This is a genomic window from Ruegeria sp. BF12, from assembly GCF_056538705.1.
The window spans coordinates 25,167-49,423 of sequence record NZ_JBQFTP010000020.1; the positions used below are offsets into that span (position 1 = coordinate 25,167).

Sequence of the window (24,257 nt, forward strand, 5' to 3'; positions counted from 1 at the left end):
ACCGTCCGGCACTTGATTGCTGTGGATCATCCGAAAAAAACCGCGTATCAATTTCTGAGGCAAGGCCGGGGCATGGAACCCACTCTATTTGCGTTCATCTGGAAGTATTCGAAAAAGCAACAGCTTGTGCTGTTGTTTCTGACAGTGCTGTCATTTCCGTTTCTCTATGCCTCGCTCGAACTGCCAAAGCAAATCATCAACGACGCAATTGGTGCGCCCAGTGATAGCGTCACAGTTCTGGGCATCACATTTACGCAGGTCCAATACCTGCTGATCCTTTGTGTGGCCTTTCTGGCGACTGTAATCGCCAGTGGATTGATGAAAATGCGTATCAACACGATGAAAGGTGTGCTGGCCGAACGCATGTTACGTCGGCTGCGCTTTACCCTGATCCATCGTACCATGCGTTTTCCGAAATCGTACTTTGCCACGACCAGCCAGGGTGAGCTGGTTTCGATGATCACGTCGGAGGCCGAGCCGATGGGCGGCCTGATGGGTGACGCGATTGCCCAACCGGTGTTTCAGTTCGGTCAGATGATGACAATCGTCACCTTTCTGTTCATGCAAAGTGTGTGGTTCGGACTGGCCAGTATTGCGCTGATCCCGTTGCAGGCTTGGCTGATCCCCAAGCTGCAGCGCCAGATCAATCTGCTGAACAAAGAGCGAATTCAAGAGGTGCGACACCTAAGCTCGGAAATCGGTGAAAGCGCGGCGGGGATCAGCGATCTTCGTACCAATGGCGGTTGGCGGTACCGGCTGGCCCAGTTCAGCCACCGGTTGGGAACTTTGTTTGAGATCCGATTCAAGATCTACAACAAAAAGTTCTTCATGAAGTTCCTCAACAATCTGATCACTCAGATGACGCCGTTCCTGTTCTATTCGGTTGGTGGTTATCTGGCGATCAAGGGTGAGGTGACGGTGGGTGCGCTTGTTGCGGCGCTTGGGGCATACAAGGATCTCAGTGGCCCATGGAAAGACCTGCTAACCTATTACAATCAGGTTCAGGACATGTCGCTGCGCTGGGAAGTCGTGACCGAGCGCTTTGCACCGGACAACATGATCCCCGAAGAACTGTTTGTTGGTAAGCCTGACTCGATTCCCCACCTCACCGGCGACATTGAACTGCGCAATGTCACGGTGCGGGATGATGACGGGAAAACGATCCTCGAAGACATCGACCTGACCATCCCTAAAGGCGCACGTGTTGCCATCCAATCGGCAAGCGCGGCCGAGCGCGGCGCATTGGCACAATTGCTGACACGAGAGCTTTTGCCGGTTCAGGGGGAAGTCACAATCGCGGGCCATGATCTGCGAAAGCTGCATCAGTCTGTGATAGCTGCACGGATTGGTTATGCGTATTCACGGCCTTATCTTTTCGATGGAACACTGGGTGATAACCTATTGATGCCGTTGCGGACGCACCCGCAACACGAAGCAGATGCGAAAAAGGCACCAAGTCGCCGGCAGATTGAAGCTGTGCGTGCGGGGAACCCGCCGGACTCCTTGTCGGATGAATGGATTGATCCCGGCTTGGCCGGGTTGGAAGACATTGAGGATATCCGTAACTGGTGGTTCCGACTGGTCGAGGCGATGGGCATCGACGAGTTCATGTTCCGCCGAACGCTGCGCACACAGTTCGATCCGGAACAGCATCCTGCTTTGGCCAGGGACATTGTGAACTTGCGCGAAACGGTTGCGCACAGGCTCGAGGAAAAGGGGCTGGCCCGGTATGTCTATCGGTTCGACCCGGAACGGTTCAACCCGGCGGTTCCGCTGGGTGGCAACCTGCTTTATGCCGCCCCGTCGCGCGATATTTCTCCGGATATTCTGGCGGGCGACGATCGGTTCATGTGGATGCTGCGCCACCATGATCTGGACGATGATGCAATGAGCATCGCAAGCGCAGTGCTTGAGACGTTGAACCAGACATTCGGCCGGGACGGGGCGGACCACCCGTTGTTCCTGCGCCTGGGTATGGCGAAGGACATGTATCACCGTTTGCTCGACATCGAGGATCGCCGTAAAGCCAGAGGTGATGCGGGTATCAGTGATCGCGAAAGGGCCTTGTTACTGACTGTTCCGTTCCTGCTGACAGCCGAACAGATCGGTCCCGATTTCCCGGACGAGTACAAAGACAAGATTTTGGCCATTCGAAGCGGACAGGCTGAAAAGTTGCGCTCGTCCATGAATGGTATGTTTATCCCGGTCACGCCGGAAACCTATATTGAACGCATGACGGTTATGGAAAACGCTCTGTTCGGGCGCATTTCCCTGATGGCCGGGGCGCATAAGGATGAGATTGAAGACGTTGTGGCCGACGCCATGAACGAAGCGGGCCTGCGCCGTCGAGCGGCTGCCACCATCTACGACCTGCCTTCGGGATTGGGCGGAAACAACCTGCCTACGGTGTTCCAGGAACGCGCCGCGTTCTCGCGCGCAGGTATCAAGCGTCCGGACGTGTTGATCCTAGACAAAGCTCTGGCCAGCCATGATTCCGAGAGCAGGTTGAGGACAAGGTTGAAACTGCGTGAATTGCTGCCGGAATCGATCATGCTGTTCATGGAAGACCATTTTGCCCACCCCGAGGCATATGATCTGTTTGTCGAGATCAAGGACGGTCGCATAGATGGTGTTTCGAGAACCCGAACCGACGAAGACGCCAGCACCACGGACGATCTGAGCCGGAAACTCAAGATCATCTCTTCGACCGAGCTGTTCTCAGGGATCGACGGGCGAAATCAACGGTTGTTGGCGTTCTCGGCGCAATGGTACGATGCCGCAGCTGGCCAGATAATCTTTTCCGAGGGGCAGGCGCCGGATGCCGCTTACCTGTGCGTATCGGGTGAAGCCGACCTTATTTGGAACGAAGAGAACGGGACAGCGCGCACAATTTCGGTCATCGAACCGGGCCGCCTGATCGGAGATTTGTCGATAATCACGGGTGAGATCCGGCAATTTGACCTGGTTGCGGTCAAGAATTGCTCGTTCCTGCGCATTGGGGCCGAAGAATTGCGCGCTGTTATCGAAAGTGACGCAGGTGTCGCATTACAGCTTCTGCAAACGGTCGCTGGCTACCTGACCACAATTTCTCAGAGGTTGAACGCCGCCAATGCAACGTCACTGATCTTTGATGACGACCAGCAGAGCGAGGAAACGGCCGGTAATGTCTGACACCCGACCCGCCGCATACGCCGCACATGAGCGTCTGGTGAAACCCGGACGTGCACGACCCGAACTGTGGCGCCTGCTGGTGGGGCTGGCCATTGTTGGTGTTGTCGTCACGTTGCTGAACCTCGTGTTGTTTGCTCTGGTCTCTGGCCTTGGGTCCTTCGAATGGGCTGAAAATCTGCTGACCGGCGCATCGCCGGCTGCGATGCTGGTGCTTTTGGCGAGTTTTGCCTTCGTCACGTTCGGCGTATCCATTGCGGCACGACGTCTGCAGCATCGGTCGCTGCGCTCGATTCTGGGGCCTCGACGCGAAGGTATCGTGCAATTCTGGAGCGTTTTCAGGGCGTTGGTTGTGGTGGGGATCATCGTGGCCATCCTTCCCCCGTATGATATGGGGGCGACACTGACGCGGAATCTGGCGCTGTCGACCTGGCTCTTGTTTCTTCCCTTATCTCTGATGGCTGTACTGATTCAAACCAGCGCCGAGGAAGTGCTATTTCGCGGGTACATGCAGCAAAGCCTGGCCGCGCGGTTCCGGTCTCCGATCATCTGGATGGGGCTGCCGTCGTTCCTGTTTGCCGCAGGCCATTTCGCCCCAGGTTCTGCGGGAGACAATGCTTTACTGGTGGCGGTGTGGTCCGGCATGTTCGGCTTATTGGCAGCAGATCTGACGGCCAGATCGGGAACGCTGGGGCCAGCTATTGCATTGCATCTATTCAACAATATGGTGGCGCTGTTATTCATCTCACTGCCTGATGGCTTGAGCGGACTAGCCTTATATCTTTTGCCGTACGACATGTCGGACACTGGGGTGCTGCGGCAATGGCTGTATGTGGATTTCGCCGTGATGATTGTCAGTTGGTTAACAGCGCGGGTTGCGCTCAGGCGTTGATTGCATTTCTTTCCGTAGCGTCTTATTTGACGTCAAAGCCGCACTAGCAAGGTTCCGACATGAACTGGATCACAAACTACGTCCGCCCACGGATCAACTCGATCTTCTCGCGCCGCGAAGTGCCTGAAAACCTTTGGCACAAATGCGATGAATGCGGAACGATGCTGTTTCATCGCGAACTGGCGGAAAACCAGAATGTCTGCACCCAGTGCGGGCACCATATGGCGATCACGCCGCGCGAACGGTTCCAGCACCTGTTCGACGGTGGCATCTTCACCGAAGTGGCGGTGCCCGCTCCTAAGGACGATCCTCTGCAGTTCCGTGATCAGAAGAAGTATCCGGATCGGATGAAGGCAGCGCAGAAAAAGACGGGCGAGAAAGAGGCAATGCTTGTTGCTAAAGGTGAAATCGGGCGTACCCCGATCGTCGCCGCCGCTCAGGACTTTTCGTTCATGGGCGGATCGATGGGCATGTATGTCGGCAACGCCATCATTGCGGCCGCGCAAGAGGCGGTAAAGTTGAAACGCCCGCTGATCTTGTTCTCGGCGGCCGGTGGCGCGCGGATGCAGGAAGGGATCCTGAGCCTGATGCAGATGCCGCGTACGACCGTGGCGGTGGAAATGCTGAAAGAGGCGAATCTGCCTTACATCGTCGTGCTCACGCACCCGACCACAGGTGGTGTGACGGCCTCTTACGCAATGTTGGGCGATGTCCATATCTCGGAACCCAACGCCCTGATCTGCTTTGCCGGCCCGCGCGTGATCGAGCAGACCATCCGTGAGAAACTGCCCGAAGGGTTCCAGCGCGCGGAATATCTGCTGGATCATGGTATGTTGGACCGTGTGACCAAGCGCACCGAAATGCGTGACGAATTGGTCACCATCACGCGCATGCTGATGAACCAGCCTCCGGCCGTCAAAGGCGATCTGCCTGCGCCAGAGCCCGAGGACGTAAAAGCCGAAGCTCCGGCTGAAGTTGCGGAAGAGAAATGACCACCCAGACATCAGACGTCATCCTTGATCGGATGATGGCGCTGCACCCCAAGATCATTGACCTGACCTTGGACCGCGTTTGGCGTTTGCTGGCCGCCTTGGGTAATCCGCAGGACAAGCTGCCCCCGGTGATCCATATCGCCGGTACGAACGGCAAAGGCTCGACACAGGCGATGATCCGTGCGGGTCTGGAGGGGGCAGGGCTGTCTGCGCACGCCTATACCTCGCCGCATCTGGCACGGTTTCATGAGCGTATTCGCTTGGCCGGCGAGTTGATTTCCGAGCCCGATCTGACGGCGGTGTTGGATGAATGCTATGCCGCCAATGGTGGTGAGAACATCACCTATTTCGAGATCACGACCTGTGCGGCCTTGCTGGCGTTCGCACGGTCGAAGGCCGATTTTACCTTGCTCGAGGTCGGGTTGGGCGGTCGGTTGGACGCTACCAACGTCATTCACGAACCGGCGGTGACGGTCATCACTCCGGTCTCCATCGACCATGAACAATTCCTGGGAAACACGTTGGGCAAAATCGCGGCGGAAAAGGCCGGAATCATAAAGCCCGGCGTACCCTGCATCGTTGGGCCACAGCAGGACGAAGCGCTGGAGGTTATCGAGTACACCGCAGCGCGTCTGGGCGCGCCGTTGCTGGTGCATGGTCAGCACTGGCACGTCACCGAGGAAAATGGTCGGCTGGTCTATCAGGACGAAACGGGCCTGCGCGATCTACCGTTACCCAACCTTCTGGGCGCACATCAGATCCAGAATGCTGGGGCTGCGCTGGCCGTATTGCGCCACCTGAACCTTGGGGACGACGCATACGAGGCCGCTGTGACCAAGGCCGAATGGCCCGCTCGCATGCAGCGCCTGAAAACCGGACCGTTGGTCGAACAGGCCCCAAAGGCCGAGCTGTGGCTGGATGGTGGGCACAACGCGGCTGCAGGGCATGCGTTGGCCGATCTGCTGTCAAAACTACCCGAACGCCCGACCCATATGATCTGTGGGATGCTGAACACAAAAGATGTCACCGGGTATCTTGCCCCGTTGGCAACGCAGGCGCAAAGCCTAACGGGCGTGTCTATCCCGGGCGAAGCGAATACACTGACCGCAGAAGATACGGCCGATGCAGCCGCTCAGGTCGGACTGACGGCGTCTACGGCCGGCACTGTTTCAGAGGCTCTGAAAGCCATCACCGAAAAAGACCCGCTGGCACGGGTTCTGATCTGTGGTTCACTGTATCTGGCCGGAAACATCCTGCGCGAAAACGGGTAGGGCGGGGCGTTACTGGCCCCAATGCTGATCCTGCATCTCACGTAGACGCGAAGCCGTACGTTCGAATTCGAACGTTCCTTCGCCTTCGACATACAGCATTTCAGGTTCGGCGGCGGCGGAACAGATCAACCGGACCTTCGCCTCATATAGAGCGTCGATCAGTGTGACGAAGCGTTTGGCTTCGTTGAAGTTGTTCCGGGACAGGCGTGGGATGTCCTCCAACACCAATACTTTGACCTCTTCGGCTACGGCAAGGTAATCCGCCGGCCCCAACATTCGCCCGCAGAGGTCGTAAAAGCTGGCACGGGCCACGCCGTTGCGGAAGGCAGGCAGCTCTACCGCGCGCCCGTTGACTTGCAGGATCAGTGGTTCGGCCTTGCCCCCTGCCAGATCGTTCCAAACGCTGCGGATGCTCTCGCGCGCTTCCGGCCCGATTGGCGTAAAATAAACCGGAGCGCCCTCCAACCGGTTCTGCCGGTAATCGGTCGGCGAGACCAGTTCCCACACTTCCAACTGTTCTTTGATATGCGCGATGAAGGGCAGGAAAAGCTGCCGGTTTAGTCCGTCCTTGTACAAGTCGTCCGGGTGGCGATTTGATGTCGTGACCACCACGACTCCGCCGTCATGCAACAGATCAAACAGACGGCCAACGATCATCGCGTCGGTGATGTCGGTGATCTGCATTTCGTCAAACGCCAACACTCGCACCGACTTCACAACCGAGGCGGCGACGGGGGCTAATGCATCCTCTACCCCATCCTTGCGAGCCTTGTGCATACCTGCGTGGATTTCTTGCATGAAGGCATGAAAATGCACACGTCGGGCCGGGATTTCGCCAAGCGAGTCGACGAACATATCCATCAGCATAGATTTTCCACGCCCGACTCCGCCCCATAAGTACAGGCCTTTTGGCGGCGGTGGCGCCTTGCGGAACAACCCGCGTTTCACAGGTTGCGCCAAAGCGGCTCGGATACGTTCAAAATGGGGAAGAACGGCCTCTTGCGCGTCGTCTCTGGTCAGGATGCCTTCGGCGACCTGCGTATCATATAGCGAAATCAAACCCGTCATGTTTCGAGGCATAGCGTTCGGCTTGACCGTTGAAAAGTGGCCATTTCCTGGACGCATCAATTTTGCTTATCCGTGACCGCAAAACTCCTGAATTGACGCGCGACTCAAACGGGGTAACTTCTGGCCTCTCAACGTCCGAGGTCACAATGCCCCAATACGCCCGCCTGCTTAACCCAATCCTGATCGTCGGGTGTATCATCATTACGGTCAGCTTTGCAGTGCGCGCGTCTTTTGGCGTGTTCCAGATTCCAATTGCGGATGAATTTGGCTGGCTGCGCACGGATTTTTCGATGGCGATTGCGATCCAGAATCTTGCATGGGGCATTGGGCAACCGATTTTCGGTGCGATTGCCGAAAAAGTCGGCGACCGTCGCGCTATTGTTCTGGGGGCGCTGACCTATGCCGCCGGTATGGTGCTATCGGCGTGGTCGGTCACGCCGTTCGAACACCAGATGTATGCCTGGCTGGTCGGTTTCGGTATCGCAGGGACAGGGTTCGGTGTGGTCCTTGCCGTGGTCGGTCGGGCCTCGTCGGATGAGAACCGCTCCATGTCGTTGGCGATCGTCACGGCAGCGGGCAGTTTCGGGCAGGTCCTTGGCGCTCCTGCCGCCGAGTGGATGTTGAGTTTTATGCCATGGCAGCAGGTGTTCATCGTGTTTGCCATCGCAATTCTGGCGCTTGTTCTGACGCTTCCTTTCATGCGTGCACCACAGGCAGCCAGTAAGGTGGAAATCGAAGAGAGCATGGGGGAAATCCTGACCAGGGCTTTCCGCGACCCCTCTTATACGCTTATCTTTCTGGGCTTTTTCAGCTGCGGCTATCAACTCGGATTTATTACGGCCCATTTTCCTGCATTCGTAACCGAGATGTGCGGACCCATCGAACCCGGTGGCATGCTGCATTCGATTGGCATCACGACCACTTCGGCGCTGGGGGCTGTGTCGATCTCTTTGATCGGGATGGCAAACATAGCTGGCACGCTGCTGGCAGGTTGGGCCGGGAACCACTTCCCGAAGAAATACCTGTTGGCAACGGTTTACACCTTGCGCACAGTTGCGGCAGCGGCCTTCATAGTGTTCCCGATCACGCCGCTGTCGGTGATCGTGTTTTCGCTGATCATGGGCTCGCTCTGGCTGGCAACTGTGCCGTTAACATCGGGGCTGGTCGCGCATCTTTATGGATTGCGCTACATGGGCACGCTGTACGGGATCATCTTCCTCAGCCACCAAATTGGCAGCTTCCTCGGCGTCTGGCTGGGCGGGCGTATGTACGACCAGTACGGAGACTACACCATGGTCTGGTGGATCGGCGTCGCCATTGGGGCATTTAGCGCCATTGTTCACTTGCCCATTCGCGAGAACCGTACGACGGTGGTCGCAGCCTGAGTTAAACGGCCTCCTCCGGCGTCAGAAGACATTCTTTCACGAGGCGGTCTGCCCATCCCTGAGGCCCGGTGAAGTGGTGCGTTTGCCAGCCGCGCGCCCGGGCTGTTTCGATGTTGTCGATCCTGTCATCGGTAAACAGAAGGGCCTCGGGTGGCAGACCGCAATCGGCCTCGACCATTTCGTAGATCGGAACGTGGGGCTTCACGGTTTGCATCCGGCCTGAGACGTATTGTTTGTCGAATTCGTTGAGGAAGGGATAGACCGTGGTTGCATAGTCAAAGTTTTGCACTCCGAAATTGGTAAGGGCAAAAACCGGTACGCCGTTCGCCCGCAAAGCGCGTTGCAACCGAACCGAATGCGGAATTTCCGGTGCGGCAAGTTCGATCCACTTATCGTGCCACATGCGGATTTCATCGCGCCACTCGGGGTATTTCTCGGCCCAGTTGTAGATCGTATCGGTGAAGTGATGTCCCTGATCGACCAGGTCATTCATCCCGTGCAGATCAACTTCCCGGAACATGGCGCGGCGACGATCTTCCCCTATGACCCGGTCATAGTAGCGCTCGGGTTGCCATTCGATCAGCACGTTCCCAATGTCAAAAATCACGGCCTCTACCGACATGTGTGCACCTGTTTCTTCAATCTCTGATTGACCGGACTGCACCAATCTCAACAGCATTAATCAAGGCCCGACCGCAGCGCGCAGCGCTGCCTGGCCCAACCGGAGAAGGCGCATCTTCGATGCGACTTTGGCGGGCGGGAGCACTAACCCCGCTGCGCTGCCCTCAATTCCCGTTCCAAAGCATCCAGAAATCGGGACCGATCAGCCTTGCCGAACGGTTTGCCGCCGCCGCCGGCGCCTAGCGGGTTGGCGGCGCGCAGATCAGCCATCAGGTCGCGCATCGCCAGCTGTTGCCCGATATTTGTTGCCGTAAACACCTCGCCGTTGGGGCGCAGGACACGTGCCCCGGCCTCAACACATTTTGCGGCCAACGGGATATCCGATGTGACCACAACATCCCCGTGACCGCAGCGTTCAGCGATCCATTTGTCCGCTTCATCCGCGCCCTCTGATACAATCACGACTTGTACCAGAGGGTTTGCCGATGGCCGAAGCCCACCGTTCGAGACCAGGGCCATCGGGATCTTGTGCCGTGTGGCAACACGTTCGGCCTCGGCCTTCACCGGGCAGGCATCACCATCGACATAAAGAGTCGTCACGCTTTCTTGGCCTCTTTTTTGGCTGGTTCTGGCGCCTTTTTGCGGACCTTGAACTCTTCAGGGATCGGCATCCGGTTAAACGCGTCCAGACCTGCGATTTTATAGGCTTCAGCCAGGGTCGGATAGTTGAACGTGTTCTGCACGAAGTAGTCCACGGTGCCCTTCAGGTTCAGAACGGCCTGAGCGATATGGATCAATTCCGTTGCGCCTTCACCCACGATCTGCACGCCCAGCACCCGGCGGGTTTTGAGTGAAAACAGCATCTTCAGCATGCCATGTTCCAGCCCCATGATATGTCCGCGAGAGGTTTCGCGGAACCGGGCCACGCCGACCTCGTAAGGAATGCCGCGCTCCTGCAACTCTTCCTCGGACATTCCGCAGGTAGAAATCTCGGGCACCGAATAGATGCCGTAAGGGTACCAGGGACTTTCCGGCAGGGTCGGGGTTTCCAGCGCGTGACAAGCCGCAACACGACCCTGTTGCAGTGAAGTGGACGCCAAAGACGGGTGCCCGATCACATCCCCGGTCGCATAGATATGCGGTACGGCGGTTTGGTATGTCTTTCGGTCTACGTTGATCCGATTGCGGTGGTCGGTTTCCAAACCGACGGCTTCCAGATTCAATGCCGACGTCGCGCCCATGCGGCCAGCGGCAAACAGCAGCATCTCGGCCCGGACATGGCGGCCATTTTCAAGTGTCACCTCAACGTGGCTGCCTGCGTCTTCGATCTTTTCCACGGCCGATCCAAGCCGCAGGTCCACGCCGTTTTCGCGGATCTGATGGGTGAAATCGTGGATCAACCGGCTGTCGATGAAGTCAAGGAACGTATCCCGTGGTTCGATCAGCGTCACCCGCACATCCAGCGCCGAGAACATGGTGGCATATTCCACGCCAATAACTCCGGCACCAATCACGACCAGCGAGCGTGGAATTTCCGCCATTTCCAGAAAGTCATCGCCGTCCACAACAGTTTTGCCATTGAATGGTACATAATCCGGGCGGTATGTTTTAGTGCCTGTGGCGATCAGGAACTTCGCCGCCGTCAGACGTGTGGTTTCGCCTGCATCGGTGGCAACTTCGACCTCATGCGGGCCGATAAACTTGGCCAGCCCGTTCAACGTTTCCACGTGGTTTCGGTTGAACTGGTGCTCCAATACATCGACTTCGTGGTCCAGCGTCATGTGCAGACGGGCCTTCAGATCCTCGGCGCGGATCTGGTCCTTGACCCTGTAGGAACGGCCATAAAAGCTGCGCTCACGCCAGCCCGACAGGTTCAGCACCGTTTCGCGCAGGGTCTTGGACGGAATGGTGCCGGTATGCACCGACACGCCGCCCAACCTGTCCTTGCGGTCGATTACCAGAACACGGCGTTTCAGTTTGCCCGCCTGAATCGCTGCCGCCCGCCCCGAAGGGCCAGACCCGATGATGATCAGGTCATAGTCGTACTTGCTCATGCCTCAGTCCCCGTACAACGCTTCGGCGTGGAATGTGATGTGGTCTTCCATAAAGGTCGACACGAAGAAATAGGAGTGGTCATAGCCCGGCTGCAGACGGAACGTTGCCTGCTGGCGACGTTCGGCAATCGCCTGCGCCAGAGTCTCGGGGCGCAGCAGGTCGATGAACTGGTCATTTGCGCCTGTGTCGATCAGCACTGGGCCGTCGAAGCCCTTTTCCCTCATCAGTACCGAAGAGTCATGCTTGTTCCAAACGGACTGATCATCGCCCAGATAGGCGCTCAGTTGCTTGCGACCCCAATCCGCACCAGTGGGGTTGGAAATCGGCGCAAAAGCGGACACGGACCGGAACCGCCCCGGCAGGCTCAAGGCCAGTGTCAACGCTCCGTGGCCGCCCATCGAATGGCCGGTGATGGCCTGACGGTCTCCGTCGATGGCAAAGTTCTCGAGCAGCAGCGCAGGCAGTTCCTCAGCCACGTAGTCCCACATGTTGAAATGCGGAGCCCAAGGCTCTTGCGTTGCGTTCACATAGAACCCGGCGCCCTGACCCAGATCGTAATCTTCGTGATCAGAAACTCCTTCACCACGCGGCGACGTGTCAGGAAATACCACGGCAATGCCTTGCTCTGCCGCCCATGCCTGAGCACCTGCCTTGGTCATAGCGTTTTCATGGGTGCAGGTCAGTCCGGACAGATACCAAAGGACCGGCACCGGACCGTCCTTGGCCTCAGCTGGCAGGAACAGGCCAAAAGTCATGTCGCATTTGCACGCGGTCGAGGCGTGACGGTAGACACCCTGAACGCCTCCAAAACATGCATTTTCCGAAATGGTTTCCATCTGGTTTTGTCCTTACGTTGGGTTTGCGCCATGGCTATCCTTACACGGCCAATACGTAAAGACTGAGTGCCTTGCCCGTGGCTATTTTTCACAAGCTGGCGATCAGGGTGTACCCACCCAAGCTATGACGAGCGGCACCGTCAGGATGCTTGCGGCTGTTGACAACAGGATTGCGGCGGACGCTCTATGCGGAGCGACGCCGTAGTGCGCAGCCAGCATGTAGACATTGCCCGCCACCGGCAACGCAGCGGCGGCGATGGCGACGGACGCTGGGAACGTGGCCACTGGTAAAAGCCAGAGCAGAACGATGGCGACGCAAACCGGGTGAATAACCAGTTTGCAAAAACTCAGCCATCCGGCGATCTGAACGCGTTCGGCGGATTTGCTGGCCAGAGACGCGCCGATCGCGAACAGTGCACCCGGCGTGGCTGCGCCACCCAAAATCGTTAGAAAATCGTTCAGCGGGGCCGGGACAGGGACTTGGAATGCAGACCAGAGCAGACCTGCAGAAATCGAAACGATCATTGGGTTCTTGAGCAGACCGATCCCGATCAGGCGAAAAGTTGCGGGCGTCAACCGACCATCGCGCCCACCGTTGATCAGGATGACGATCAGGGATGAAAAAACCACCAGATCGACAGTCAGAACCAGCATCACCGGGCCAATGGCCGCTTCGGTAAACAACAGCGCCAGCATAGGCAGGCCCAGAAATCCAACGTTGCCGATTGCGGCGCATTGCGCCTCGACAGCAGCAGTTGGGATGTCGAGCCGCCGTATCCAGGCGACAAGAGTGGCCAGCGCATACACGGCTGCGGTGCCAATTAGGTACCCCACGACCAACCGGGCGTTGAAAATCTCGGCAAAGGGCAGGGTGGCGGCAAATCGAAACAGCATCGCCGACAGGGCAAAGTAAAAAACGAACTTGGTCAGATAGGCGGTGGCTTCTTCCGAGAAGAACCGGCTGCGCCCGGCCCAGTATCCCAGGCCGATGATCGCGAAAAAGGGCAATGTGCGCAGGAAGATATCGACCATGCCCTGAGTGGTAGCACGGATTTTGCGGGCCGCAAGTCCAGCCTGCCCGGTCGCATCATTTTGATGTCTCGATTGGAGATTTCGTTGGGTCTCACAAGGGAAAACCCAGCGTAAATCCAGTTGTCGCTCTCAATGGATGTGTGCGAATCGTTGTATCTGAACTGAACGGTTTATACATTTGTCATCCATACAACCCAAGGAGAGCACATGACCGAAGCGACCGCCATCCTACGTACAGGCCGAAAATTTGATCAGGTACTGCGCGGAGCCCGAGAGGTTTTCATGGCGGACGGTTTCGAAGGCGCAAGCGTCGATGATATTGCGCGCGCCGCAGGGGTCTCCAAGGCAACGCTTTACAGCTATTTCCCGGATAAACGCCTGTTGTTCATGGAGGTCGCCCAGGTCGAGTGCAAACGGATGGCCGAGAACGTCGTCGCCATGGTCGACGATTGCAAGCCAGCACGCGAAGTCCTGATGATTGCCGCGACGGAACTCACCGCATTTTTGGTTTCGGATTTCTCGCAACAAATGTTCCGTATCTGCATTGCTGAACGCAGCCGGTTTCCAGAGCTTGGTCAGACTTTCTATGAAGCCGGTCCACAGAATGGCCAGCGCAAGATGGTCGAGTATCTGGAGAAGGCGGTCAACAAGGGCGAACTGGCAATCGACGATCTTCAGATGGCGGCCGAGCAGTTTAGCGAACTGTGTAAGGTCAGAATCTGGACCCGTGCCGCAATCGGAGTCCAGAAGAGCTTTTCCAAGGCGGAAATCGACGAAATTGCATTACAGGCAGTCGATATGTTCATGGCTCGTTACGGTGTCTGAACAACAAAACTTCGCAGCGGTTTGCGGGATATCGGCCTGCATCTGAGCCCGTCACCGGCAACCGGCCACGGGCTCGACCATTCACTCGATAAAGGTCTTGGCCAGCCGGTCGCTGATCGGTTGCGACAGGTAACTGATCACCGCTCGCTCGCCGGTATTCACGAACAGATCTGCAGGCATTCCCGGCACCAGCTCCAGTTCGGCAACTTCCGTGGGCTGATCGGAGTCCAGTTTTACCCGAGCCTTGAAATATGGCTCGCCCGTGCGATCGTCCTCCAACGCGTCGGCTGAGATGTCAAAGATCCGGCCACTGGCCTCGGGTACATCGGCTTGCGCGAAGGCTGACAAGCGAATGCGCGTCGTTTGACCAATGTGCAACTTGTCTATGTCCCCGGTTTTGATCCGCGCCTCGACGATCAAAGCCTGATCAGCCGGCACGATATCCATGATCGGTTCGCCCGGTCGAATGACGCCCCCGGTTGTGGACACGGCCAGATTGACGACCCGCCCACTGGTTGGCGCCAATACATGCGTTCGTTTCAGACGCTCGGATGCGCCCTTGAATTGAGACTGGATCAAATCAAGTTGGGCGTCGACCACAGCCAGTTCTCCGGCAATCACCTCCTCGCGCAGCTTTTGCTGACTGATCAAAGCCAGCTGCATTTCCCGTACCTGATCCTCCGCCTGAGCAATCTGGGTGCGTAGCGATGCGTCAACGCCACCCAGACGTTCCAGCTCGATCTGTCGCGCGCTGACCCGCGTCACGGCAACCAGCCCCTTGGCCAGCAAGGACTGAAGGTTGGAGAGTTCGACCTGGGTAATACCGATCTGGTTTTGAGTGGCACTGCGTTGTTCGTTCAGCCCGGCGATCTGGTTGCGCAGACCCTGAATGCGCTGCGCGTTGATCTGCGCTTCTGTTCGTCTGGCGCGGGCTTCGGCGTCGAACAGCTGTTTTTGCGTCAGATACGGGGACACCCAATGCAGGCGGTCCATGCCATCCCAGAAACCTGCCAGAGCCATGGGTTCGTCGAACTGTTCGTTCCCGCTCATTTGCGCCAACAAACGCGCGCGGCGCACGGACAATTCACCCAACTGGCTGCCCAGAACGCTCAGGTCTACGTCGATTTCCGTGCTGTCGAGCCGCACGAGGGGCTGCCCCGCCTGTACGAACTCACCGTCCGCCACAAGGATCGAGTCAATTATGCCGCCATCCAGGTGCTCGACCGTTTTGCGATCACCCTCGACCACGAAAGAGGCGGGCGCAACCACGGCTCCATCCAGCTTGGAGGCGACAGCCCAGTAAACGCTGCCCCCGACAAAGGCCGTCAGTGTAAGAAGTCCGAACAGAACATAGCGTTTGATCCCTGAAGAATTGTCCGGGATTTCCACGAATTCTGCGTCGCGCACGGTAAAGGAGTTGAGGGGATGAGAGAGTTGGATCATCTGTGTCATTGGGTGGCTCCGGTGATCTGAGTTGCTTTGGCCGGGCGAAATGCGGGTTGTTTCGCATCAGGTTGCGCTGGATTGTTCAACACATTGCGGCGATTGACCTTTAGAACGTCGTCCTTATCTCCGAACTGCGTCTGGGACCCGTTGCGCAGAACCATGACCTTGTTGGCAACCTGTAAAGTCGCCGGACGGTGGGTCATGACAATGGTGATCGCGCCGCGTGCCTGAGCTGCAATAATCGCGTCACGCAGGGCTTGTTCACCTTCGGCGTCCAGATCCGAGTTTGGTTCATCCAGGATTAGAACAAACGGATCGCCGTAAAGTGCCCTGGCCAGCGCCAGCCGCTGACGTTGACCACCGGACAAAAAGAAACTGCGACCGATACGGGTGTCATATCCGTCCGGTAAGCTGCTGATCATCTCGTGCACTCCGGCTTCGCGGGCGGCGCGCAGGACTTCGGTGTCGTCGATTGAAATGGAAAACCGCCCGATGTTTTCACGGATCGTGCCGTCGAACAGTTCGACATCCTGCGGAAGGTATCCGATCTGCTTGCCGAGATCTTCTTGATTCCATTTGGACATTGGAGTGCCGTCCAGCAAAACTTCGCCCCTTTGCGGGTGCCAGATACCCGCCAGCATCTTGCCCAGCGTGGTCTTGCCCGAGCCACTGTGCCCGATGACGGCCAGCACGTCCCCGGGCGTCAGACTAAAGTCGATCCCGCGGAGCGAGGCATTTATGGCGCGCGGTGGTCCAGCCTGTGCAATCCTGACGTCCAATGACTTGAACGCGCGTGGCAGGTGTAGGTTGGGTGGCGCCTCGCCAAACTCTTCAGTCAGCTTTTTCAACTTGGAATAAGAGCCGCGCGCAGCCAGAAATGTACGCCACTGGCCGATCAGTTGGTCGATCGGTGCCAGGGCGCGGGCAAGAATGATGGTGGCGGCAATCATGACGCCAGCGGTGGTTTCACCGGTGATGGCAAGCGCTGCACCAAGGCCCAGAATGGCTGACTGCAAACCCATCCGAACGGTCTTGGACATAACTGAAAAGCTGGTGACCCGATCGGCAGCCCGGGTTTTGTGCTGATGTGCGTCGGCCTGAAGCGACGCCCAGCGTCGCCGCAGATCTGCTTCCATGCCAAGCGCATGGACCAGTTCGGCGTGTTTGTCGCTTGTACTGAAAAGAGCGTCCGAACGTCCGCGCGCCTGTGAAGCCAATTGCATGGGAGAGCGGGCACGGGCGTTGTTGATCAGCGCCATGACCGTCAGCGTCAGCGCTCCGACCAATCCAAGCAGGCCCAGATAGGGGTGCAGAACAAAAAGTGTCAAAAGATACACCGGAATCCACGGTGCATCGAAAAAAGCTGTCAGAGTGGTGCCCGAAATGAACTCGCGAAAGCCGTTCACGTCCTCAACAAGGTTTTCTCCGGCTTTGCTTTCTCCTTGCACACGACGGCGCATGGCAGCGCCAAGGACCGGAGCGCCGACGCTGAGTTCAAAGCGGGCGGCCAGACGGCCAAGAATGCGCATGCGTGTCAGGTCAAGGCAGGCGACAACGACGAACACGCCGGCCAGCAGAAGGGACAAGGCGATCAGCGTATCGACATTCTGGCTGGTCAGAACACGGTCATAGACCTGCAGCATGTAAAGTGGTCCGGCCAGCATTAGAAGGTTCAGAAACAAGCTGAAAAAGGCCACCGCGACAAAGCCCTTGCGCAGCGAGCCCCAGGCGGTTTTGACGGGATTGGCTATATGGAACATCAGGGAACCCTTTCCGGTTGGGCAAACGGGGCAGTCCAGGCCGCCCCGCTGTCGATCGGTTAGACGATGAAGTCGTTTTCGTTCAGGTCAGCGACATCGATGCCGGCCAGGCGGATCGACCCGGCGTCGCCAAAGCTGATCACAGCGTCCTCACCATCCTGAACGGCGTTCTGTTCACCGTCGAATTCCGGACCCAGATCGCCGACCTGGATTCTGTCCACGCCAGTTTCGAAGTCCGTGACGGTGTCGTCGCCAAACGTGCCCTGGAACAGGAAGGTGTCTGCACCTGCGCCACCGATCAGGACATCATTGCCGCCCTCACCGTTCAGCAGATCGTCGCCATCTCCTCCGTTCAGGACATTTTTCAGACCGCTCCCGACGATCACGTCACCATCGTTTGAGCCGATGACGTTTTCGATCGAGAACAGAATGTCGGTTTCTACCTGGTTCTCGACCACGTCTTGCCCGATGACGCCGGTGCCATCGGTGGCATCGGCATCCAGCGTCGCGCCCGCATCCACCAGCGTGTCCTGCACAACCGGGCCATTTGCCCCGGTAGGTGCATTGTGCAGATGGATGGCTGATACAACACCGGGGATCGGCGTGTTCAGATCGGCTTCGTTCAGACCGACGACGCTCAGCTCGCTGGAATAGGTGACTTGGCCTGTTGCAAGGTTGTGGGTGATGACAACAGTAGCGTTTCCGGTGGCGGCGCTGTCCGATGTCGGTCCAGGCTCTTGCGCCGCATCCAGACCGCCGCTCAAGGACACGGTGCGGACGCCATTCTCGGTCACGTCGCTATCGACAAGCAGCTGCCCACGGATTTCCCCGGCAGGGAAATCTTCGGTGTGGATGTTGTAGTACAAGTTGCCCTGAACTGCTTGTTCAACAAATGCAGCGCCGTCGGCGATGTTCGACCCGAACTGGTCCGGCGCGGCGACGACCGCATCCACGATTGATACGTTGAAGCCAGTGTCACGTACTGCGGTTCCGTTGCCATTGGCATCAAGACGGACCTCAACCGTGACATCCTGATCCGAGAAGTCGGCCGTGTCAGTGCCTTCGCCACCGTCGATGAAGTCATTGCCCAGACCGCCGGTCAGGACATTGTCCGCATCTCCCGCGATCAGAACGTCGTCACCAGCGCCACCGTTGATGTCACCATTGGTGGTCCCAAAGTCGACAAAGATGTCTTCACCATCGCTAAGCAGAACGTTGCCATTGATGACGCCTTCATCGTCATTGACGATTGTCACCGTACCGGCTTCCGAAGCGTCGATCGCATTGACCGTGCCGCGGATTTCACCTTCGTTCAGGATCGCTCCCAGCAGGTTCAAACCCCCGTCCACGCGGACGCCCGCAGCAGCATCCGAGTCCTCGGAACCGGCGATCAGGCCTTCGTTGACGACAACGCCAGCAAAGGACGCATCGTCTTGGCTGCTGAACAGGCGCAGACCGTCGCCGACCTGGTTGCCTTCAACGGCGTCGCCACGGCCTTGCAGGACCCCTTCGTTCAAGATCGCAGCTGATACAACGTCACCCGACACATCACCGGTTTGCAAAGAAACCGCTGAGCCGTTGTTACCCTCGCCTGCATCGACCAGACCGGTGTTGGTAAAGGTGTAGTTATCGGCGGTGCCATCGGCATAAACGGTGCCATTCCGCTGGTCGCCGGTGCCAAGGATCGTTCCCGAGTTTTCAACTACGAGGCCATCGCCATCGATGTTCAGCGCGCGGCTGCCCGAAGACACAAGGCCTTCGTTCACGAACGAACCGCCAGCGTGATCACCGGTGCCGAAGTAGACACCGTTTTGAACGCCTGAGATGATCCCCGCGTTGGTGAGTGTGCCCTGGAAGTTCACCCCGTTGACCACGCGTACCCCAGCCACGCTTCCGTTGGCGCCTTCCGACGCAATTTCGCCGGTGTTGGTAATCGTTGCATCGGTCGTGCCGGCGTTGCCTACATTTCCAATACGCACTCCATCGCCAGCCTGCGACGTGGCAGCACCCGCGTTGCCGCGGCCCTGGATGACGCCCGTGTTGTCGAGCCTGAACGTGTTCGCGCCGTCCGCTGCCTCGCCGATTTCGGCGCCAAAGCCCGAACCCTGGTTCCAGTCGCCAGCGTCGATCCGGCCCGAATTGACGACCGCAAAGTCGTCCGCCGTGCCGTCCGCGTAGGCCGTTCCATTGCGCTGATCGCCGGTGCCCAGAATGGACCCTTCGTTTTCAATCTGCAGGCCGGCGCCGTCTATGTTCAGAGCGCGGCTGTCCGAAGACACGGTGCCTCGGTTTACAAACGAACCGCCAGTATGGTCACCGGTGCCGAAGTAAACGCCGTTCTGAACGCCTGCGAAAACACCGGTCGCTTCGTTGATCAGCTCGCCCTGGAAATTGACGTTGTTGACTGCGCGAAACGCGCCAACGGTTCCGTTTGCACCTTCTGATGTGACCGAGCCGCTATTTGTGATCGTGCCTTCGAACAGGGCAGAGCCAAATCCTCCGCCTTCAAGCCGTGCACCTTCCAACCGGATGCCATCGCCCGCGGTGCCCAACCCTGCACCTGCGTTCCCACGCCCCGAAATGGTGCCGGCGTTCTGGACCTCGACCTCGCCATTGCCATCTTCGGCCAACGACAACGAGATACCCGCACCGTCATTGTGCTCGCCCGCGTCAATCGAGCCTGTCGCAAGGTTGTTGATCGAGAAATCTCTGGCGGTGTCATCCGCATACACAGTTCCGTTGCGTTGATCACCGGTGCCCAGGATGTCACCGCCATTGATCAGATCAACGCCTGAGCCGTCGATGTTCACGGCTCGGCTGCCGGATTGGATGGTGCCGAAGTTCAGCACATCCAGGTCATGCTCGCCATCGCCGATATACAGGCCATTTCGAGGACCTTCGATCACGCCGGTCGAGGTGTTCAGGATCTCGCCATCGGTGTTTGCGCCGTCCGCGATGCGGATCCTAGCGGCGGTGCCCTGATTGCTTTCGGTTGAGATCAGGCCGCTGTTGACGATTTCGGTTTCCAGAATGGTGCCATCAGCGCCATTGTCGATGCGGATACCATCACCAGCCAGACCGGTGTTCGCCGCCGCTTGACCACGGCCTTGAATTGTTGCGCCGAAACCGTTGAAAACGTCTGTTTCAACGCGATCACCAACCTCGTCACCGATCTGCAGAGAGATACCGGCACCCTGGTTGCCTTCGCCCGCATCAATCGTGCCGCCCGAAAAGTTCGAAATCGAAATGTCTTCGGCCGTGCTGTTGGTGTAGATCGTACCGTTACGTTGATCACCGGTCCCGATGATGTCACCGAAGTTGCGCACATCGATGCCCTGACCCTGAATATCCACGGCACGGCTGTCCGAGCTGATCACTCCGCCACGAAAGTTGTCCAGACTGCCCGAGCTGCCTGCTCCGGCAAACTGGACACCGTTAAATTCACCGGCGATCTCGCCGAAGTTGCGTACAGCGGCGCTGCCGGTGACCTGAATACCGGTGGCCAAAGCGTCCAAGCCGCTATTGGCCTCGATCCGGCCAGAACGGAAGTTAAAGACATCGACGTCCTCGCCCTGTGCCTGAACGGCTGCAACGGCGTTGTTGGTAACGATCTCTCCAAAGTTCAGCAGGCGGGAAGAGTCGTTTGCCAGAACAAAAGCCGGGGTGTCATCCAACACCGTGCTTTGAAAGAAGTTGTTGAAAAGGGTTTGGCCGTCACGTGTTGTCTCTTGCGCCAATGTAGACGTGGTCAAGAGACGAGAGCGCAGGCTTGTCAGAAGTTGGGACAGCATGAGGTACTCCGTCAAAAATTGTTACGTTTGGCAGCCCGCCCGTTTGTCTGGGCGTTCCACGTAACAAAGGGGTAGAGGGCACCCCGGGTCCGCTGAAATTCATCCTGCAAATCGGAGCTATAACCAATGCGAATACTCACGATCTTCGTGAGAACTGACATGTTTACATGCCGAAAAATCATCGCGTTACGGCGTCATGACCTTTCGCGAACTTCTATTCGCATGCGCCGGTTGACAGTTTTGTCAGTGGAATTGATCTCGATTTCCTGCAGCCGGGCCTGCTTTGCGGTATGAAGAGAGCGGCTTTGGGCCGTCATTTGAACGACCGCAGAGAGATTGAGCGGATGAATTTCAGGGATTTGGAATACGTGCTTGCCATTGCAAAGCATGGCCAGTTCAGTCAGGCGGCGGTTGCTTGCAACGTTTCGCAGCCCGCGTTGTCGAACCAGATCAAGAAGCTGGAACAGGAACTGGGTGTCGAATTGTTCCTGCGGCTCAACAACGAAGTGCGCCCAACCGCGTTTGGTCAGCGTATTCTGCGGATCGCTGACAGCATCCTTTCGGACGCTCAGAAAATTCGCGATACGGCGACCGAGTTTCGCGATCCTGAGGCCGTTCCTTTCCGGATCGGCATGACGCCAACCCTGGCGCCTTATTTGACGCAGTATTTCTCTGAACTGTTCAGCGATCTCTTCCCGCGCATGCGTGTTACGATGATAGAGGACCTTCCGCAGAATATGCTGGATATGGTCGAGGACCACCGGCTGGATCTGGCTTTGGTTGCTCAGGTCAATAACAGCGCGGCCTTGGATTTCACATCGATCTGGACCGAGCCGCTGTTTCTGGCCCTGCGCGAAGGGCACCCGTTATGTACTCTGCCGTCTATCGCGCCCGAGGACGTGCCACCACATGACTTCATCCGGCTTCCTCACAGCTTTGGCTATGAGCTTGAGGATCGGTTGCCCAAAGCCGATCCGGCGTTCCGGGTCAGCAAGCGGTTTGATCTGAGCGCTTTGAGATTTGAGACGATCTGCCGACATATCTGCCACTCGGACGATTGTACCATCGTTTCAGCATTGGCGGCAGAACAGTTCAAACGGGACAAGTGGCCGATATGCTTTATCCCTTTTGACGCCCCTGGCCACCTGCGCAATCTTGGTGCAGCCACCCGCCCCGGATGCCCGAGGCGACCCTTGCTGAACCGTATCGGCGCGTATATTCGGGGCAACCCTCCGGTCGGTGTGACGCCTACCTTCACCCAGTAGCGCGTTACCCCCGGATTTGTTTGCTTGTCGTTCCTGTATGGGGCATGCGAAAGGCCGCATCCCGTCGTTGATTCCGCGAATTGTTCAGGCTCTCAAAGTGAGTTGACAATGGATTTTGTATTTTGGATACATTGAGCACAGATTTCGCGGCGATGAGAGTCGTCTTTGATTGCTTGGCAAATAAAAGCAACGCGAAAGCCGAACGAAAATATTTCTGGGAGACAATCATGAAACTTAGACTATTGGCTGCAACAGCGGCAATTGCCCTGTCCAGCGCGGCCGCGCATGCAAACACGCTGGTTTATTGTTCAGAAGGTTCACCTGAAGGGTTCGATCCGGCGCTGTTTACGGCCGGTACCACCTTTGATGCCTCGTCGCATCCGATCTATAACCGCCTGCTTGAATTCGAAACCGGTACGACCAACGTGATCCCGGGTCTGGCGGAAAGCGTCGAAGCCAGCGATGACGGTTTGGAATACACGTTCAAGCTGCGTCAGGGCGTCAAGTTCCATTCGAATGACGAATTCACTCCAACCCGCGACTTCAACGCCGACGACGTGATCTTTTCGTTCATGCGTCAGAAGGACGACAGCCACCCCTATAACCAAGTTTCGGGCGGCACCTGGGAATATTTCAAGGGTATGGGTATGCCCGACCTAGTGGAGTCCATCGAAAAGATCGACGACTACACTGTGAAATTCACTCTGACCAAGCCCGAAGCTCCGTTCGTCGCCAACATGGCGATGGACTTCGCATCGATCCTGTCCGCGGAATATGCGGATGCGATGATGGAAGCGGGCACACCTGAAAAGCTGAACACCGCACCGATCGGCACCGGGCCGTTCTCGTTCTTGGCGTACCAGAAAGACGCCGTGATCCGCTATGCCCAGAATGCCGACTACTGGAAAGACCCTGCGGCGGTTGAAAACCTGATCTTTGCGATCACTCCGGATGCCTCGGTTCGGTATCAAAAGCTGAAGGCAGGCGAATGCCACATCATGCCGTATCCGAACCCCGCCGATATTCAGGCGATGAAGGATGATGCTGACATCAACATGATGGAGCAGGAAGGTCTGAACGTCGGCTATCTGGCCTACAACACGACCATGGCGCCGTTCGACAACCCGAACGTCCGCAAGGCGCTGAACATGGCAATCGACAAGAACGCCATCATTGACGTCGTGTTCCAGGGCTCGGGCCAGGTTGCGAAGAACCCGATCCCGCCGACCATGTGGGGCTATAACGACGCCATCACCGACGACGCCTATGATCCCGAAGCTGCCAAGGCGATGCTGGAGGCCGAAGGTGTTTCGGACCTGTCGATGAAGGTCTGGGCGATGCCCGTACAGCGTCCGTACAACCCGAACGCACGTCGTATGGCTGAACTGATTCAGGCGGATTTCGCCAAGATCGGTGTCGATGTCGAGATCGTGTCCTACGAATGGGGTGAGTACCTGTCGCGTTCGAAAGATCTGAACCGTGACGGCGCCGTTCTGCTGGGTTGGACCGGCGACAATGGCGACCCAGACAACTTCCTGGCAGTTCTGCTTGGTTGTGACGGTCGCGAAGCGTCAAACCGTGCACAATGGTGCCACGAGCCATTCGAAGATTTGATCCTCAAGGCCAAGCAGTCCACGGACCAGGCTGAGCGTGCCAAGCTGTACGAAGAGGCTCAGGTCATCTTCAAAGAGCAGGCCCCCTGGGCGACCATCGCACACTCGGTTGTTTACATGCCGATGAACAACAAGGTTCAGGGCTACAAGGTGCACCCGCTTGGCGGTCACATCTTCTACGGTGTGAGCGTCGAATAAATCACCACTCACTTGCCGGAGCCGCCCATCGGGTGGCTC

At 57.5% G+C, this 24,257-nt stretch carries 17 protein-coding genes; 8 read left to right on the forward strand and 9 right to left on the reverse strand.

Annotated features, from left to right (window positions below):
- Positions 1 to 72 precede the first annotated feature (72 nt).
- From ACR0J0_RS21410 to ACR0J0_RS21425, 4 genes are read left to right on the forward strand one after another with little or no spacing between them, the layout of a single operon-like run.
- On the forward strand, positions 73 to 3,171 hold the full coding sequence (locus tag ACR0J0_RS21410) for an ABC transporter transmembrane domain-containing protein (protein ID WP_480666015.1): 3,099 nt from the start codon (positions 73 to 75) through the stop codon (positions 3,169 to 3,171).
- Positions 3,164 to 4,060: a CPBP family intramembrane glutamic endopeptidase gene (locus ACR0J0_RS21415; protein ID WP_480666016.1), complete on the forward strand. Its 897-nt coding sequence runs from the start codon at positions 3,164 to 3,166 to the stop codon at positions 4,058 to 4,060. Before ACR0J0_RS21410 ends, ACR0J0_RS21415 begins: the two co-directional genes overlap by 8 nt.
- A gap of 59 nt (positions 4,061 to 4,119) precedes the next feature.
- Positions 4,120 to 5,052 (forward strand): acetyl-CoA carboxylase, carboxyltransferase subunit beta, encoded by a 933-nt coding sequence (gene accD, locus ACR0J0_RS21420; protein WP_480666017.1) that lies wholly within the window; start codon positions 4,120 to 4,122, stop codon positions 5,050 to 5,052.
- Positions 5,049 to 6,323 carry a bifunctional folylpolyglutamate synthase/dihydrofolate synthase gene (locus ACR0J0_RS21425; protein WP_480666018.1) on the forward strand — a complete coding sequence of 425 codons (1,275 nt, stop codon included), beginning with the start codon at positions 5,049 to 5,051 and terminating at the stop codon, positions 6,321 to 6,323. Before accD ends, ACR0J0_RS21425 begins: the two co-directional genes overlap by 4 nt.
- A gap of 9 nt (positions 6,324 to 6,332) precedes the next feature.
- Here the strand turns inward: ACR0J0_RS21425 and zapE are convergent, their stop codons facing one another.
- Positions 6,333 to 7,391, reverse strand: coding sequence for a cell division protein ZapE (zapE, locus tag ACR0J0_RS21430; protein WP_480666019.1), 1,059 nt, complete (start codon positions 7,389 to 7,391; stop codon positions 6,333 to 6,335).
- A 146-nt stretch (positions 7,392 to 7,537) separates the two neighbouring features.
- Here zapE and ACR0J0_RS21435 point away from each other — a divergent pair, with 146 nt between their 5' ends.
- The gene (locus tag ACR0J0_RS21435) at positions 7,538 to 8,776 is read left to right on the forward strand and encodes an MFS transporter (protein ID WP_480666020.1); all 1,239 of its coding nucleotides are present in this window, start codon (positions 7,538 to 7,540) and stop codon (positions 8,774 to 8,776) included.
- 1 nt (position 8,777) lies between these two features.
- On the opposite strand, the gene ACR0J0_RS21440 is transcribed toward ACR0J0_RS21435, so the two are convergent.
- The 5 genes from ACR0J0_RS21440 to ACR0J0_RS21460 form a co-directional block, all read right to left on the reverse strand.
- Entirely contained in the window at positions 8,778 to 9,398 is a 621-nt protein-coding gene (locus ACR0J0_RS21440) for an HAD family hydrolase (protein WP_480666021.1), read from the reverse strand.
- Positions 9,399 to 9,541: 143 nt separating this feature from the next.
- Complete coding sequence (locus ACR0J0_RS21445; protein ID WP_480666022.1) at positions 9,542 to 9,997, reverse strand: YaiI/YqxD family protein; 456 nt, start codon at positions 9,995 to 9,997, stop codon at positions 9,542 to 9,544.
- Positions 9,994 to 11,451 (reverse strand): Si-specific NAD(P)(+) transhydrogenase, encoded by a 1,458-nt coding sequence (sthA, locus tag ACR0J0_RS21450; RefSeq protein ID WP_480666023.1) that lies wholly within the window; start codon positions 11,449 to 11,451, stop codon positions 9,994 to 9,996. Before sthA ends, ACR0J0_RS21445 begins: the two co-directional genes overlap by 4 nt.
- A 3-nt stretch (positions 11,452 to 11,454) precedes the next feature.
- Positions 11,455 to 12,288 (reverse strand): S-formylglutathione hydrolase, encoded by an 834-nt coding sequence (fghA, locus tag ACR0J0_RS21455; protein WP_480666024.1) that lies wholly within the window; start codon positions 12,286 to 12,288, stop codon positions 11,455 to 11,457.
- Between the two features lie 102 nt (positions 12,289 to 12,390).
- Positions 12,391 to 13,320 (reverse strand): AEC family transporter, encoded by a 930-nt coding sequence (locus tag ACR0J0_RS21460; RefSeq protein WP_480666025.1) that lies wholly within the window; start codon positions 13,318 to 13,320, stop codon positions 12,391 to 12,393.
- Between the two features lie 207 nt (positions 13,321 to 13,527).
- Here ACR0J0_RS21460 and ACR0J0_RS21465 point away from each other — a divergent pair, with 207 nt between their 5' ends.
- Positions 13,528 to 14,145 (forward strand): TetR/AcrR family transcriptional regulator, encoded by a 618-nt coding sequence (locus ACR0J0_RS21465; RefSeq protein ID WP_480666026.1) that lies wholly within the window; start codon positions 13,528 to 13,530, stop codon positions 14,143 to 14,145.
- Positions 14,146 to 14,226: 81 nt separating this feature from the next.
- Here ACR0J0_RS21465 and ACR0J0_RS21470 read toward each other — a convergent pair whose 3' ends face one another.
- From ACR0J0_RS21470 to ACR0J0_RS21480, 3 genes are read right to left on the reverse strand one after another with little or no spacing between them, the layout of a single operon-like run.
- Entirely contained in the window at positions 14,227 to 15,597 is a 1,371-nt protein-coding gene (locus tag ACR0J0_RS21470; RefSeq protein WP_480666027.1) for an HlyD family type I secretion periplasmic adaptor subunit, read from the reverse strand.
- A complete protein-coding gene (locus tag ACR0J0_RS21475; protein ID WP_480666028.1) occupies positions 15,594 to 17,351 on the reverse strand; it encodes a type I secretion system permease/ATPase in 1,758 nt (585 codons plus the stop codon). Before ACR0J0_RS21475 ends, ACR0J0_RS21470 begins: the two co-directional genes overlap by 4 nt.
- Positions 17,352 to 17,410: 59 nt before the next feature.
- Complete coding sequence (locus ACR0J0_RS21480) at positions 17,411 to 21,142, reverse strand: beta strand repeat-containing protein (RefSeq protein WP_480666029.1); 3,732 nt, start codon at positions 21,140 to 21,142, stop codon at positions 17,411 to 17,413.
- Positions 21,143 to 21,486: 344 nt separating this feature from the next.
- On the opposite strand from ACR0J0_RS21480, the gene ACR0J0_RS21485 reads away from it, so the two are divergent.
- On the forward strand, positions 21,487 to 22,407 hold the full coding sequence (locus ACR0J0_RS21485) for a LysR family transcriptional regulator (RefSeq protein ID WP_480666030.1): 921 nt from the start codon (positions 21,487 to 21,489) through the stop codon (positions 22,405 to 22,407).
- Between the two features lie 227 nt (positions 22,408 to 22,634).
- The gene (locus ACR0J0_RS21490; protein ID WP_480666031.1) at positions 22,635 to 24,218 is read left to right on the forward strand and encodes an ABC transporter substrate-binding protein; all 1,584 of its coding nucleotides are present in this window, start codon (positions 22,635 to 22,637) and stop codon (positions 24,216 to 24,218) included.
- The last annotated feature ends 39 nt before the right edge of the window (positions 24,219 to 24,257 follow it).